The organism is Allobosea sp. (assembly GCF_030694325.1).
GTDB lineage: Bacteria > Pseudomonadota > Alphaproteobacteria > Rhizobiales > Beijerinckiaceae > Allobosea.
In genome coordinates this window covers 1-13021 of the sequence record NZ_JAUXYO010000147.1, presented here as the reverse complement: position 1 = coordinate 13021, position 13021 = coordinate 1, and the positions used below count along the sequence as shown (strand labels likewise).

Genomic DNA, 13021 nt, shown 5'->3' with positions numbered 1-13021 from the left:
CGGGCCGCCCCGGAATGACGAAGAGGCCCTTGTCATGACGGTGGCGTCCACTCCCCCAAACCCGCCCGGCCGCCTGGCCCGGATCTGGGATTCCGACATCGCCTGGTCCTTTCGCTCGTCGCCGGTGACGGTGGTGGCCACCGTGCTGGCGCTGCTCCTCGTCGCGGCGGCGGTCGCGGCGCCGCTGATCGCGCCCTACGACCCCTTCGACCCGGCTTCCCTCGATCTCTCCGATGGCTTCTCCCGACCGATGGTGCCCAACGAGATCACCGGCAAGGTCTTCTGGCTGGGCTCGGACTCGCAAGGGCGGGACATCTTCTCGGCCATTCTCTACGGCTCGCGCGTCTCGCTGCTGGTCGGTGCGGCCTCCGTGCTGTTCTCGCTCGTCATCGGCGTGGGTCTCGGCCTCGTCGCCGGCTATGTCGGCGGGCGTACAGAGGCGCTGATCATGCGCGTCGCCGACGTCCAGCTCTCCTTCCCGGCGATCTTGGTCGCGCTTCTGGTCTTCGGCGTCGCCCGCGGGCTGATCCCCCCGGCGCAGCAGGAGCAGATGACGCTGCTGGTGCTGGTCGTCGCCATCGGCCTGTCGAACTGGGCGCAATATGCCCGCACCGTGCGCGGCTCGACGCTGGTCGAGAAGAACAAGGTCTATGTCGACGCCGCCCGGCTGATCGGGCTCAGGGCCTGGCCGGTGATGCTCAAGCATGTCCTGCCCAATGTCGCAGGTCCTGTGCTGGTCATCGCGACGATCAACCTCGCGCTCGCCGTCATCGAGGAGGCGACGCTCTCCTTCCTCGGCGTCGGCATGCCGCCGACCCAGCCCTCGCTGGGCACGCTGATCCGCTTCGGCCAGCAATATCTCTTCTCCGGCGAGTGGTGGATCCTGCTTTTTCCCTCGCTCGTGCTGGTCCTGCTCGCTCTATCGATCAACCTGTTCGGCGACTGGCTGCGCGACGCGCTCAATCCGAAGCTGAGATGAGCGCGATGCCGCACGAAGACACCGCACCCATCCTCTCCGTCCGCGACCTGACCGTCGAGTTCGTCACGCGGCGCGGCACGCTGCGCGCGCTGGACCGCATCTCCTTCGACGTCGCGCGCGGCGAGGTCCTCGGCGTCGTCGGTGAATCCGGCGCCGGCAAATCCGTCACCGGCTCGGCCATCATCGGCCTGATCGACCCGCCCGGCCGCATTGCCGGCGGCGAGGTCCGGCTGGCGGGCGAGCGCATCGACAATCTGCCACCCGAGGCGATGCGCAAGGTCCGCGGCAAGCGCATCGGCATGATCTTCCAGGACCCGCTGACCAGCCTGAACCCGCTCTACCGGATCAGCGAGCAGCTGATCGAGACCATCCGCGTCCATACCGATCTCGATGCCGCCCAGGCGCGAGCCCGTGCCATCGCCCTGCTCGACGAGGTCGGCATTCCCGCCCCGGAAAAGCGGATCGACAGCTACCCGCACGAATTCTCCGGCGGCATGCGCCAGCGCGTCGTCATCGCGCTGGCGCTCTGCGCCGAGCCCGAGTTCATCATCGCCGATGAGCCGACCACCGCACTCGACGTCTCGGTCCAGGCGCAGATCATCGCGCTGATCAAGTCGCTCTGCCGCGAGCGCGGCACCTCAGTCATGCTCGTCACCCACGACATGGGCGTCATCGCCGAGACGGCCGACCGGGTCGCGGTCATGTATGCCGGGCGCATCGCCGAGATCGGCCCGGTCCGCGACGTGGTGAAGGAGCCACTCCACCCCTATGCCAAGGGCCTGATGGGGGCGATCCCCTCGCTCGAGGGCGAGACCCCCCGCCTCGTCCAGATCCCGGGCTCGATGCCGCGGCTCTCGGCCATCCCGCAAGGTTGTGCCTTCAACCCGCGCTGTTCGCAGGTCTATGCGCGTTGCCATGTCGAGCGGCCGGAATTGATCGCCGTCGGCAGCCGCAAGGTCGCCTGCCATCTCTACGATACGCGCAGCAAAAGCGGGGTCGCCGCATGACCGCCGATCCCGCCCCGCTGGTCGAGGTGCATGACCTCAAGCGCGTCTTCGATGTCTCGAAGCCTTGGCTCAACCGCGTCATCGAGCGCGCGCCGCGCCAGTTCCTAAAGGCGGTCGACGGCGTCTCCTTCGAAATCCGCAAGGGCGAGACCTTCGCGCTGGTCGGCGAATCCGGCTCCGGCAAGTCGACCGTGGCGCGCATGGTCGTCGGCCTCCTGCCGCCCTCCGCCGGCACGGTCACCATCGACGGCGTCTCGATGCACGACGCCGCGGCGGCCGATGATCGCCAGCGCCTGCGCCGGCGCATCCAGATGATCTTCCAGGACCCTTACGCCTCGCTGAACCCGCGCTGGCGCGTCGGGCGCATCATCGCCGAGCCGATCCGGGCCTTCAGCCTGATCGAGAGCGAGGCAGCGATCGCGGAAAGAGTCGGAGAGCTTCTGACGCTGGTTGGACTCCATCCCGATGACAGGACCAAGTTTCCGCACGAATTTTCGGGTGGCCAGCGCCAGCGCATCGCGATCGCCCGCGCGCTCGCGTCGGACGCCGAGTTCATCGTCTGCGACGAACCGACCTCGGCGCTCGACGTCTCGGTCCAGGCCCAGATCCTCAACCTGATGCGAGATCTGCAGGAGCGGCTGGGGCTGACCTATCTCTTCATCTCGCACAATCTCGCGGTCGTCCGGCACATGGCGAGCCGCATCGGCGTGATGTATCTCGGCCGCCTCGTCGAGGTGTCCGACGGCAAGAGCCTGTTCTCCGCTCCGCGGCACCCCTATACGCGCATGCTGCTCGATGCGGTGCCCGATGTCGCGATGGTCGGCAAGGTCCGCCAATCGGTGAAGGGCGAGATCCCGAACCCGCTTGCGCCGCCCTCGGGCTGCACCTTCCACCCGCGCTGCCCGCTCGTCTTCGACCGCTGCCGGAGCGAGAATCCGCCGGTGATCGACGGCGTCGCCTGTCATGCGGTCCAGGCCGGGCGCGTCGCCGCAGCCTGACCGTCCCGGGCCTCAGGCGGGCGTGCCGCCGGCCTTCGGGCGCGTCGTTCCCGGGGACTTCAGCAGCGGCGCGACGGGCCGGTCGGTGCGATACTGTCCTCGCGCGATCGCGCCGAACATCAGCACGACAGCCGTCAACGTCATCAGCCACCAGGGCTGCAAAGTCGCGAAGCCGAGCGCCGAGAGCGCAAAGGCGGTGGTGAAGGCCGCCACGCCGCCAGCCGCCAGCGCGCCGGGCATTCGCCCCGCCGCCCGGACGGCGATGTAGAGGCAGAAGGCGGCCGCAGCCGCGCCGACGAGGCCCAGCTCATACCAGGTTTCGAACAGCAGCGTCGTCGGGGTCGAGGGCGGCAGGGCGCCGATCAGCCGGCCGCGCAGCACGGTGTCGAGGCCGTGCCCGGTCACGAGCTGGATCGGCGCGCTGCTGATCACATCGGCCCAGACTCCCAGCGAAGAGGCGAGCGAACTGTCGGGCAGCCGTGAGACGATCGGGATCATCAGGAAGGGCAGGATCGGCGCCAGCAGGATCAGCCCGGCCAGAACGGCTGCGACCATGGTCGCTGCCCTTTCGCGATTGGCGCTGACGGCCCCGAAGGCGACCGCGCCGCAGATCATCGCCACGGCCTCGCCGTCCTCGAACCGCGTCAGCGACAGCAGCGCAACGATCAGCGCGAGACCGAGCGCGCTCAGGCCCCGCTCGCGCGAGAGCAACCAGGCGAGCGCCGGCCAGGACATGATCAGGATGACGCTGATCCCGCGCTCGACGCCGCCGTCGCTGTCCTGGTGGCGCAGGGCCGCCATCACGATCAGCGCCAGCGCGAAGGCGGCGGCGGTGCCGGCCCCGAGCGGGGCGAGGTTGAGGTTCGAGGCCCGCATCCGCTCAGGCAGCGCCGCATTGCCCAGGAAGCCGAGTGCGACGGCGAGAACGATGTTGCTGGCCTTTTCCGTCGCCGAGATCGTGTAAGGGCTCCAGACCAGAGACAGCACCGCCCAGGCGACGAGGCCGATCAGAATCAGCCCCGGCAGGCTGAACACACTCCGCTTGAGCCGCGAGACGAAATCGCGCGGGTCCTCGATCAGCATGGCGATGACCAGAAGCACGACGCCGATCGGCGCCAGCACCACCGCGGCACGCCGCGACACGAGGGACGCGGTCGGCAGCAGCAGCGCCAGCGTACCGAAGGCGATGCGCCTCAGCAGCAGCGCGGCATCGGCGGCCGGGTCGAGCGGGGGCGGGGCGAGGTGACGGGGCATGGATCGCGAACCGGGGTCTGGCCTCCGCCGGAAAACGCGCCGGAGGATGCTGGTCTCGACCGTAGCCGGCCCCGCGAGGCGCGACTGTAGGGTCAGCGCAACACCTGCGTCGCATTTCGCGGTCGCAGCGCGCGGCCTGCTGCGACGAAAGCCCTCTGGTCGCCTCTCGCTTTTCATGGGATGAGGTCGCGATGCTCTTGGCCGTCATTCCCTATTCGTCGGGCTTCCCCATCGACCGGTTCATGGCCGACACCGCGTCGCGCCTGAAGGCGCAGGGCCTGCGCCTCGGCGGCGTCGTCCAGCACAATGAGGGTGCCTGCGAGAGCGGCTGTCTCGCGATGGAGTTGGAGGATCTCGCCAGCGGAGCGCGCTTTCCGATCAGCGAGAACCGCGGGGCCGGTGCCACCGGCTGCCGGCTCGACGCGACCGGCCTCGCCGCAGCGGGCGGCGCTCTGGGCGCGGCTCTGGCGGGCGAGACGGATCTCGTCATCGTCAACAAATTCGGCCGGCAGGAGATGCTCGGCCAGGGGCTGCGGCAGGAGATCGCCGCGGCGCTGATGGCCGGGCTGCCCGTGCTGATCGCGGTCCGGCAGGATGTGCTGCCCGCCTTCCGCGATTTCGCGGGGGAAGACTGGGCCGAACTGCCGGCGCAGGCCGAGGCGGTCGAGGCCTGGGGGCTCGGCGTCGCGCGCCTGGCCGCTTGAGCGGAGGGCGCGATGGCGCAGGATATGAGCTTCCTCGACGAGTATCTGGTCCGGCCCGATCCGCAAGCCGCCCGGTTGGGCGCGACCGTCTCCGGCATCGACCAGACGGGCGCGAGGGTCGAGACCCGCGTCGTCACGGAGCGCGCGTTGACGCTCTACCTGAACGCGCAGGAGATCGTCACCATGATGACGATCGGCGACCATCCCGACGCGCTGGCGCTGGGCTATCTCCTGAACCAGAACATGCTCAGGCGCGGCGATGTCGTCGATGCCGTCGATTATGACGAGGAGCTCGAGGTCGTCGTCGTTCGCACGCCGGAGCGCACCAATTTCGAGGAGAAGCTGAAGAAGAAGACGCTGACCTCCGGCTGCGCCCAGGGCACTGCCTTTGGGGACCTGATGGAGGCGATCGACGAGATCGAACTGCCCAAGGCGGAACTCCGCACCAGCTGGCTCTATGCGCTGACGAAGAAGATCAACACCACGCCCTCGCTCTATCTCGAGGCCGGCGCCATCCATGGCTGCGTGCTCTGCGAGGCCGACAGGCCGCTGGTCTACATGGAGGATGTCGGCCGCCATAACGCCGTCGACAAGGTCGCCGGCTGGATGTTCCGGCACGATGTCGATCCCGCGAAGATGATCTTCTACACCACCGGCCGCCTGACCTCGGAAATGGTGATCAAGACCGTGCGCATGGGCATCCCCGTGCTGGTCTCGCGATCCGGCTTCACCGAATGGGGCGTCGAACTGGCCCGCAAGGCAGGCCTCACCCTGATCGGCCGCGCACGCGGCAAGCGTTTCGTCGCGCTCGCCGGCGAGCAGAACATCGTCTTCGACCAGGACCCCGACACGGTCGAGGAGGAGGGCGGCAGGAGCCGGCGCAAGGGGGCCGATCGTGATGATTGAGCCCCTCTGTCATTCCGGGGCTTCGCGCAGCGAAGAACCCGGAACCCACGACGGGGTTGAATCCGGAATACTGCGCGTTCTTCATATATCGCCCGGTCGTGGGTTCCGGGTTCGATCCTGCGGATCGCCCCGGGATGACAAGGTGGTTGCTCAATGACCCCCCCCACCCTCGGTCTGCTCCTCGCCGGTGGCCTCGCGCGCCGCATGGGGGGCGGTGACAAGCCGCTGCGGACCATCGCGGGTCGCACCATCCTCGCCCATGTCATCGAGCGCCTGGCGCCCCAATGCGACGGGCTCGTGGTCAACGCCAATGGCGATCCCGCCCGCTTCGCCGATTGCGGCCTGCCGGTGGTCGCCGACAGCGTGCCGGATTTCGCCGGGCCGCTGGCCGGCATCCTCGCCGGGCTCGACTGGATGGCCGCCCATCGGCCCGAGAGCGAATGGCTCGTCAGCGTCGCCGCCGACACGCCCTTCATCCCGCGCGATCTCGTCGCCCGCCTCTATGCGGCGCGCCAAGCGGAAAACGTTCCGCTCGCCTGCGCCGCCTCGGGCGGCTGGACGCATCCCGTGATCGGGCTCTGGCCGGTGTCGCTGCGGGATGATCTGCGCCGGGCGCTGACGGTCGAGGGCGAGCGCAAGATCGACCGCTGGACCGCCCGTCACGGCTGCGCCAGTGCGGAGTGGCCGGTCGATCCGGTCGATCCCTTCTTCAACGCCAACCGGCCGGAGGATCTGGACGAGGCCGAGCGGCTTTTCGCCACTCTCGCGACTGCTTGAAGCGCCCGCTGTCCTTCGCTATCTGTCTTGTATAAGAGCGGCTTATCGCTGCCGCGCCGCCATTCGGGGGAAGACCATGAAATCGTTCGTCGCTGCCATCGCCGTCGCCGCCATCCTCGCCTTCGGCGCCAGCCTCGTGCTGAACGACTATTTCCAGAAGCCGGTCGACGTCGCCTTCTCGACCAGCGGCGTCAGGCTCTGAGCGATCAGTTCGGTCAATCGCGGAACCACACCGTCATCCTGGACAAGCCGCGCAGCGGCCCAGATCCGGGATCCATCATAAGGCGATGTCGTCCCCTATGATCGATCCCGGGACGACCTTCGGTCGCCCAAGATGACGGAGAGCGCGTCTTGATGGCGAGCGCCGCTCACTCGATGACGATGCGCGGCGCGGCACGGGCCGCCCCTCCGGCCATCGACGCCATGACCTGCCGCGCGATCGCGAGATAGGCCTTGGCATGGGCCGAATCCGGGTCGCTCGCCACGATCGGCCGGCCTGAATCGGAGGTCTCCCGAATCGGCATGGCCAGCGGCACCTCGCCGAGGAAGGGCACGCCGAGGCGTTCCGCTTCATGCCGCGCCCCGCCATGGGCGAAGATGTCCGAGCGCGTGCCGCATTCCGGGCAGATGAAATAGCTCATGTTCTCGACGATGCCGAGGATCGGCACCTCGACCTTTTTGAACATCGCGACGCCGCGCCGCGCATCGAGCAGCGCCAGATCCTGCGGGGTCGAGACGATCACGGCGCCGGCCAGCGGCGTCTGCTGTGCCATGGTCAGCTGCGCGTCGCCGGTGCCGGGCGGCATGTCGACGACGAGCACGTCGAGCTCGCCCCAGGCGACCTCGCGCAGCATCTGGGTGATGGCGGATATCACCATCGGCCCGCGCCAGATCATCGGCGTTTCCTCGTCGATGAGGAAGCCGATCGACATGATCTTCAGCCCATAGGCCTCCATCGGCGCCAGCGTCCGCCCGGAGACCAGCCGCGGCTTGCCGGTGATGCCGAAGATCTTGGGCACCGACGGGCCGTAGATGTCGGCGTCGAGCACGCCGACCTTGAGGCCGAGCGTCGCCAGGGCCACGGAGAGATTCGCGGTGGTGGTCGACTTGCCGACGCCGCCCTTGCCGGATGCGACCGCGATGATCTGCTTCACACCCGGCACGCCGGCCGCCTTCGGCGTCGGGCCACCGGGCGCCGGGCGCTGGGCCTGGCTGCGCGCCTGCGCGGCAGCCGAGGAGGGCGCTTTGTCGGCGGTCAGCCCAACCAGGACCTGGCTCACGCCGGGCAGGCCCGACACCGCGCTTTCGGCCGCCTTGCGCACCGGCTCCATGGTCGCGGCTTCGGTCGGGTCGATACCGATGGCGAAGATCACCTTGCCGCCGTCGATCAGGATGTCGGCGACGCGGCCCGAGGCGGAGAGCGACTGGCCGCTGGCCGGCAGCTTCACCAGTTCGAGCGCGCGCAGGATGTCGGCTTGGGTGAGGGCCAAGGGCAGAACTCCTATCGGCGCGGCTCAGGCCGGCGCCTTGCGGATGTGGAAGACGAGCAGATCGCCGTCGCTGCGGCTCTCCTCGATTGTGTCCCCGGTTTCGCGCATCAGGTTGGGAATGTCGATGGCCGCCATCGGATCGGTGCATTCGACCAGGAACAGCGCACCAGGAGCAGCCCCTTTCAGCGCCTTGCGGACCCGCAGCGCCGGCAGGGGGCATTTCAGGCCGCGGAGATTGAGAGGCGTGGCGGTCATGGCGGGAACCGGTTGCTGGGCGCGGGCTTCATAGGCTGGGCGGTCGCACCGGGGCAACTGGCCCCTTTGTCACGGCGCCGGGGAGGCGGCATGATGGGCGGATGCGATCCCTCCTGAAGCCCCTCATCCTTCTATCCTGCCTCGCTGTCCCCGCCGCCGCTCAGGAACTTCGCGGTCATGGCGGGCCGGTGCGGGCCATCGCGGTCGCGCCTGACGGGGCGAGTGCCATGACCGGCTCCTTCGACCAGTCGGCCATCCTCTGGAGCCTGTCGGGCGGCACGGCGGAGGCCGTGCTGCGCTTTCATGACGGCGCGGTGAACGCGGTCGCGGCGGTACCCGGCCTCGGCTTTGCCACCGGTGCCGAGGATGGGCGCATCGCGCTCTGGCGCGGCGCGGCGGCCGTTCCGGCCGAAATCATCGAGGGCCATAAGGGGCCCGTGGCCGCGCTTGCAGTCTCGGCCGATGGCCGCCGCATCGCCTCGGCCTCCTGGGACGGAACGGCGCGGGTCACGGCGCGCGGGGGCGGGGCCGCGGTTGCCTTCGAGGGCCATCAGGGGCCGGTCAACGGCGTCGCCTTCCTGCCTGGCGGCGGCCTCGTCACCGCCGGCTATGACGCGACGCTGCGAATCTGGCCGGCGGATGCCGGCGCGCCCCGGATCGTCACGCTGTCCGCGCCGCTGAACGGCGTGGTCGTGGCCGCCGATGGCGAGATCGCCGTCGCCGCGGCAGACGGGCGGCTGCGTCTTTTCGGGCCGGATGGGGAGGCGCGCGGGGAGGTGACTGTCGGCGAGACACCGCTGATCGCACTGGCGCTCTCGTCCGACGGCACGACGCTCGCGGCCGGGGGCCTGCGCGGCCAGGTCGCGCTGATCGACCGGGCCGCACGCCGCATCCGCGCGACGCTGGTCGGGCCCGGGCTGCCGGTCTGGTCGCTCGCCTTCCTGCCGGATGGCCGCCAGATCCTGTCGGGCGGCGCCGACCGGCTGGTGCGCCGCTGGAACGCCGTCACCGGCGAGCATATCGGCACGGTGGTGCCGCGGGCCGGGGCCGATGTGCTGGCCGCCTTCAATGGTGTGCGTGGCGCGCAGGTTTTCCGCGCCTGCGCCGCCTGCCACACGCTGACGCCGTCGGACGGCAACCGCGCCGGGCCGACGCTGCACGGCATCTTCGGCCGCCGCATCGCCAGCGCGCCGGGCTACGCCTATTCCGAGGCCTTCAAGACGATGGACATCGTCTGGACCAAGGAGACGGTGGCAAAGCTCTTCGAGATCGGCCCCAACGCCTACACGCCCGGCACCAAGATGCCGGAGCAGACGATCGGTTCGGCTGAAGACCGGCAGGCGCTGGTCGACTGGCTGGAGAAGGTGACGCGCTGAGCCGTCTGTCATTCCGGGGCATCGCGCAGCGATGACCCCGGAACCCACGACCGGGTGAGCGGTCACCGACACAGGTCAGCAGCCGCTCACCCCGTCATGGGTTCCGGGTTCGCGGCTGTGCCGCGCCCCGGAATGACAGGCATCTCTACTGCAACGGATCTTCCCCCCGCTCCGCCCGCTCGCGCAGATAATCCTCCGTCGTGCGCACCGGCGGGCGCTGCGGCGACAGATGCGGGTCGAAGCTCTCGTTGACGACGACCTCGACGCGGCAATCCTCGCACATCTTCAAAACCGAGATGCGCTTGGCCGCGTCGCCCGAAAACATCCAGTGCTTGTTCTCGAGCTTGGCGGTGATCTTCTCGATCGTGCTGCGCACGCCGAAAGGCTTGGCGCAGGCGATGCAGTGGAACGGCTCCTCCTGCTTGATCACGCGCTTGCCGCCCTTCCAGGCCTCGAAATCGATGCGCGGCTCCAGCGTGATGACCTTCTCCGGGCAGGTCGCGGCGCACAGCCCGCACTGCACGCAGAGATCCTCCTGGAAGGCGAGCGTCGGCCGCTCGGGATCATCGGACAGCGCCTGCACCGGGCAGGCCGAGACACAAGACAGGCAGAGCGTGCAGCCATCCGTGTCGACATGCACGGTGCCGAAGGGCGCGCGCGGCGGCAGCGCCACCGTGGCCACCGGCATCGGCGCCGCCGCGTGCAGTTCGCCGATGGTCTGGCGCAGCAGCGGCCGGCCCTCGCCCATCGGGCGGAAGCGCGCCGGCTTCGGGGAGACCGTGCCCGGTGCGACCCGCTCCAGCGCCGCCGCCAGTTGCTCGGGGTCGTCGGTCTCGATCAGCCCGGCACTGCCGGCGCCATAGCCGAGCGCGGCGGCCAGCGTCTCGGCATAGGCGAGGTTGCGCTGCAGCCCAGAGAGGTCGTGCTTCGGGCGGGCGCGGCCGAGCACCTGCACGGAGGCCGCGCCGAAGGACAGCGCTGCGGCGAAGGCATCGAGCCCGATCTGGGTGATCTCGTTGACGCGCAGCGGCAGCACGCGGGCCGGCAGCCCCTCGCCGAAGCGGGCGAGCGCATCGATCAGCGGCTCGCCATGCGCCTCGTCATGCAGCAGAATGACCGGCTCGCGCCCGCCGGCCTCGGCATAGGTCGCAAGCAGCGTGCGCAGCCGGCGCAGCAGCGCATCCGCCGGCGGCAGCGCATAGGTCACGGCCCCGGTCGGGCAGACGGCCGCGCAGGCGCCGCAGCCGGCGCAGATCTCGGCCGAGATCGCGACATGGTCGCCATTGGGGGTGATCGCCCCGGTGGGGCAGAGCTCGAGACAACGCGTGCAGCCGGTCTTCTTCGAGCGCGAATGGGCGCAGAGATCCTCGTTCAGCCGCACATAGGTCGGCTTGTCGAATTCGCCGACGAGATGGCCGGCCTCCGCAATCAGCTTTTCGATCGCGGCGGGGTTCGCCGGGTCGGCGCGCAGATAGCCAGCCCGCAACTCGCCGGCCGGAAACAGCGGCGTCCCACCCGAGACGTCGATGACGAGGTCGCAATGCGAGGTGGCGCCATTGCGCGGCTCGCCGAAGACGAGGCGAGCGCGGGAGGAGGGGGCCGGCGCGGCATAATCGTCGATGCGCAGCTCGAAAGCGCCGAGCCAGCCGGTGGCGGCAACGATGGTGCCCTTCAGCACCGGCGTCTCGACGACGCGCGGCGGCGTGATCTCGCCGGGCCTGCTGATCAGGATGGTGACGTCGAGATGCTCCGCCAGCCGCTGCCCGACCGAGAGCGCCGTCTCGTCGCGGCCATAGACCAGCGCGACGCCCTTGCTGGTCAGCGTCGTGAAGGAGATCGGCGGCATCGGCTCGGCGGCGGCCGCCAGCAGCGCCGCCATCTTGGGTCCCGCAGCCTTCGCCTCGCGCGACCATCCCCCCGTTTCGCGGATATTGGCGAAGACCAGGTCCCCGGCATAGTCGAGATCGGCCGCGATTTCCTCGAACAGTGGCGCCTCCTGCGTGCAGGCGACGGTGATGGAATGGCTCTCGTCGAGCGCGCGCGTGAACAGCTCGGTCTGCGTCCGGCAGAGATGGCGCGCGGTCCGGATGTCGGCGCCCTTGCAGCCACGGGAGAGCGCTGCCGCATCGAGCGGCATCGTGTCCTCGCAGGAGCACACCATCAGCGTCCGGGTGGTGTCTTGCATGGCAGGCTTCATCCTCGGGCCGGCGGCGTTGTGTCGCCTCTCTTGCGATCATCCGTGCTTATATGGAATTGGAGCGGTTCAAAAGAAACGAAGCCGGCGTGTTTCGTCGCAGGCTCCAGGAGGATGGTCGGATATGGCTGCCAGTGCCCTGCGCCCGGACGATCTGCGTCGCGAGCCGGTGCTGCCGCCGGGATTTTCGCTCGTCACGCTGCGGGAAGCGGGCGACGCCTTCGCCCATGCCTGCACGATCGCGGCCGAGGCGGGCGCGGCGACGCTGGTCTGGACCCGGCGCTTCGACGTGATCGAATTCGCCGTGGTGCTGGAGCCCGACAGCCCGCTGCGCGAGGCGCGGCTGGCGCACTATCTCGCGATGACGGCGCTGGCCGACGCACTCGCGGTCTACAGCCCGCCCGAGCGGCCGATCCTGTTCCGCTGGCCCGATGCGCTGATCTACGATCTCGGCCTGATCGGCGGCGGCCGGCTGGCCTGGCCGGAGCGCTGCGGCGAGGACGAGGTGCCGGAGTGGATCGTCTTCGGCGCCATGCTGCGCGCCACCACGATGGCGCCCTTCGCCATGGGGCAGGTCGGCGTCGGCATGGCCGAGGAGGGCTTCGAGGAGATCGACGCCGTCGACCTGATCGAGGCCTTCGCCCGCCACCTCATGTTGGCCGTCACCCGCTGGCAGAGCGCTGGGCCCAAGGCGGCCGCGCTGCGCTGGCTCGACCGGCTCGACAAGGTCGTCGGCACCCGCCACGGCATCGAGCCCAATGGCGATCTCGTCGCGACCACCCAGGCCGGCACCGAGCGCCGCAGCCTGGTCGAAGCGCTGGCCCGGGTCGACTGGATGGACCGCGAGAGCGGCGGGCCGAAACTGTGAGTCGTTGGCCGTCATCGCGAGGAGGCGCAGCCGACGAAGCAATCCAGTGGGATTGCGCGAGGCCTCTGGATTGCTTCGCTGCGCTCGCAATTGTCTCTTGGCGATGTGTCAGAGTGGTGTTGGTTCCCGGGAGGGAACGCCGTGGCCCGGGACGGCCATCCCGAGCCACGGCGCGCGAAGACCGGCCGTCTCGCAATCGGGCTCGACGCCCGC

13 protein-coding genes are annotated in these 13021 nt (G+C 69.5%); 9 read left to right on the top strand and 4 right to left on the bottom strand.

Annotated features, from left to right (window positions below):
- Positions 1-34 precede the first annotated feature (34 nt).
- From Q8M82_RS08870 to Q8M82_RS08860, 3 genes are read left to right on the top strand one after another with little or no spacing between them, the layout of a single operon-like run.
- Positions 35-979: an ABC transporter permease gene (locus tag Q8M82_RS08870; protein WP_305691000.1), complete on the top strand. Its 945-nt coding sequence runs from the start codon at positions 35-37 to the stop codon at positions 977-979.
- A 5-nt stretch (positions 980-984) separates the two neighbouring features.
- Positions 985-1986, top strand: a complete 1002-nt coding sequence (locus Q8M82_RS08865) for an ABC transporter ATP-binding protein (protein WP_305690999.1) — start codon at positions 985-987, stop codon at positions 1984-1986.
- A complete protein-coding gene (locus Q8M82_RS08860) occupies positions 1983-2984 on the top strand; it encodes an ABC transporter ATP-binding protein (protein ID WP_305690998.1) in 1002 nt (333 codons plus the stop codon). Before Q8M82_RS08865 ends, Q8M82_RS08860 begins: the two co-directional genes overlap by 4 nt.
- A gap of 12 nt (positions 2985-2996) precedes the next feature.
- Here the strand turns inward: Q8M82_RS08860 and Q8M82_RS08855 are convergent, their stop codons facing one another.
- Positions 2997-4238: a peptide ABC transporter permease gene (locus Q8M82_RS08855; RefSeq protein WP_305690997.1), complete on the bottom strand. Its 1242-nt coding sequence runs from the start codon at positions 4236-4238 to the stop codon at positions 2997-2999.
- A gap of 191 nt (positions 4239-4429) precedes the next feature.
- Here Q8M82_RS08855 and Q8M82_RS08850 point away from each other — a divergent pair, with 191 nt between their 5' ends.
- From Q8M82_RS08850 to Q8M82_RS08835, 4 genes are all read left to right on the top strand, one after another.
- Positions 4430-4942 (top strand): DUF2478 domain-containing protein, encoded by a 513-nt coding sequence (locus tag Q8M82_RS08850; protein WP_305690996.1) that lies wholly within the window; start codon positions 4430-4432, stop codon positions 4940-4942.
- 12 nt (positions 4943-4954) lie between these two features.
- Positions 4955-5848 carry a formate dehydrogenase accessory sulfurtransferase FdhD gene (locus Q8M82_RS08845; protein ID WP_371126282.1) on the top strand — a complete coding sequence of 298 codons (894 nt, stop codon included), beginning with the start codon at positions 4955-4957 and terminating at the stop codon, positions 5846-5848.
- A gap of 153 nt (positions 5849-6001) precedes the next feature.
- A complete protein-coding gene (gene mobA / locus Q8M82_RS08840) occupies positions 6002-6625 on the top strand; it encodes a molybdenum cofactor guanylyltransferase MobA (protein ID WP_305690995.1) in 624 nt (207 codons plus the stop codon).
- 76 nt (positions 6626-6701) lie between these two features.
- Entirely contained in the window at positions 6702-6827 is a 126-nt protein-coding gene (locus tag Q8M82_RS08835) for a hypothetical protein (protein WP_305690994.1), read from the top strand.
- Between the two features lie 166 nt (positions 6828-6993).
- Here Q8M82_RS08835 and Q8M82_RS08830 read toward each other — a convergent pair whose 3' ends face one another.
- Together Q8M82_RS08830 and Q8M82_RS08825 are read right to left on the bottom strand one after the other, a co-directional pair.
- Positions 6994-8115, bottom strand: a complete 1122-nt coding sequence (locus Q8M82_RS08830) for an Mrp/NBP35 family ATP-binding protein (protein WP_305690993.1) — start codon at positions 8113-8115, stop codon at positions 6994-6996.
- Positions 8116-8139: 24 nt separating this feature from the next.
- Positions 8140-8370 (bottom strand): sulfurtransferase TusA family protein, encoded by a 231-nt coding sequence (locus Q8M82_RS08825; RefSeq protein ID WP_305690992.1) that lies wholly within the window; start codon positions 8368-8370, stop codon positions 8140-8142.
- A gap of 101 nt (positions 8371-8471) precedes the next feature.
- On the opposite strand from Q8M82_RS08825, the gene Q8M82_RS08820 reads away from it, so the two are divergent.
- Entirely contained in the window at positions 8472-9746 is a 1275-nt protein-coding gene (locus Q8M82_RS08820; RefSeq protein WP_305690991.1) for a c-type cytochrome, read from the top strand.
- A gap of 145 nt (positions 9747-9891) precedes the next feature.
- Here the strand turns inward: Q8M82_RS08820 and Q8M82_RS08815 are convergent, their stop codons facing one another.
- Positions 9892-11931, bottom strand: coding sequence for a 4Fe-4S binding protein (locus Q8M82_RS08815; protein ID WP_305690990.1), 2040 nt, complete (start codon positions 11929-11931; stop codon positions 9892-9894).
- Positions 11932-12064: 133 nt separating this feature from the next.
- On the opposite strand from Q8M82_RS08815, the gene Q8M82_RS08810 reads away from it, so the two are divergent.
- Positions 12065-12808, top strand: a complete 744-nt coding sequence (locus Q8M82_RS08810; protein ID WP_305690989.1) for a biotin/lipoate--protein ligase family protein — start codon at positions 12065-12067, stop codon at positions 12806-12808.
- Positions 12809-13021: the final 213 nt, after the last annotated feature.

Excerpts from the sequence above, each read along its gene's own strand:
- Q8M82_RS08870 (WP_305691000.1), top strand. The coding sequence starts at position 35 with ATGACGGTGGCGTCCACTCCCCCAAACCCGCCCGGCCGCCTGGCCCGG.
- Q8M82_RS08865 (WP_305690999.1), top strand. The coding sequence starts at position 985 with ATGCCGCACGAAGACACCGCACCCATCCTCTCCGTCCGCGACCTGACC.
- Q8M82_RS08860 (WP_305690998.1), top strand. The coding sequence starts at position 1,983 with ATGACCGCCGATCCCGCCCCGCTGGTCGAGGTGCATGACCTCAAGCGC.
- Q8M82_RS08855 (WP_305690997.1), bottom strand. The coding sequence starts at position 4,238 with ATGCCCCGTCACCTCGCCCCGCCCCCGCTCGACCCGGCCGCCGATGCC.
- Q8M82_RS08850 (WP_305690996.1), top strand. The coding sequence starts at position 4,430 with ATGCTCTTGGCCGTCATTCCCTATTCGTCGGGCTTCCCCATCGACCGG.
- Q8M82_RS08845 (WP_371126282.1), top strand. The coding sequence starts at position 4,955 with ATGGCGCAGGATATGAGCTTCCTCGACGAGTATCTGGTCCGGCCCGAT.
- mobA (WP_305690995.1), top strand. The coding sequence starts at position 6,002 with ATGACCCCCCCCACCCTCGGTCTGCTCCTCGCCGGTGGCCTCGCGCGC.
- Q8M82_RS08835 (WP_305690994.1), top strand. The coding sequence starts at position 6,702 with ATGAAATCGTTCGTCGCTGCCATCGCCGTCGCCGCCATCCTCGCCTTC.
- Q8M82_RS08825 (WP_305690992.1), bottom strand. The coding sequence starts at position 8,370 with ATGACCGCCACGCCTCTCAATCTCCGCGGCCTGAAATGCCCCCTGCCG.
- Q8M82_RS08820 (WP_305690991.1), top strand. The coding sequence starts at position 8,472 with ATGCGATCCCTCCTGAAGCCCCTCATCCTTCTATCCTGCCTCGCTGTC.
- Q8M82_RS08815 (WP_305690990.1), bottom strand. The coding sequence starts at position 11,931 with ATGCAAGACACCACCCGGACGCTGATGGTGTGCTCCTGCGAGGACACG.
- Q8M82_RS08810 (WP_305690989.1), top strand. The coding sequence starts at position 12,065 with ATGGCTGCCAGTGCCCTGCGCCCGGACGATCTGCGTCGCGAGCCGGTG.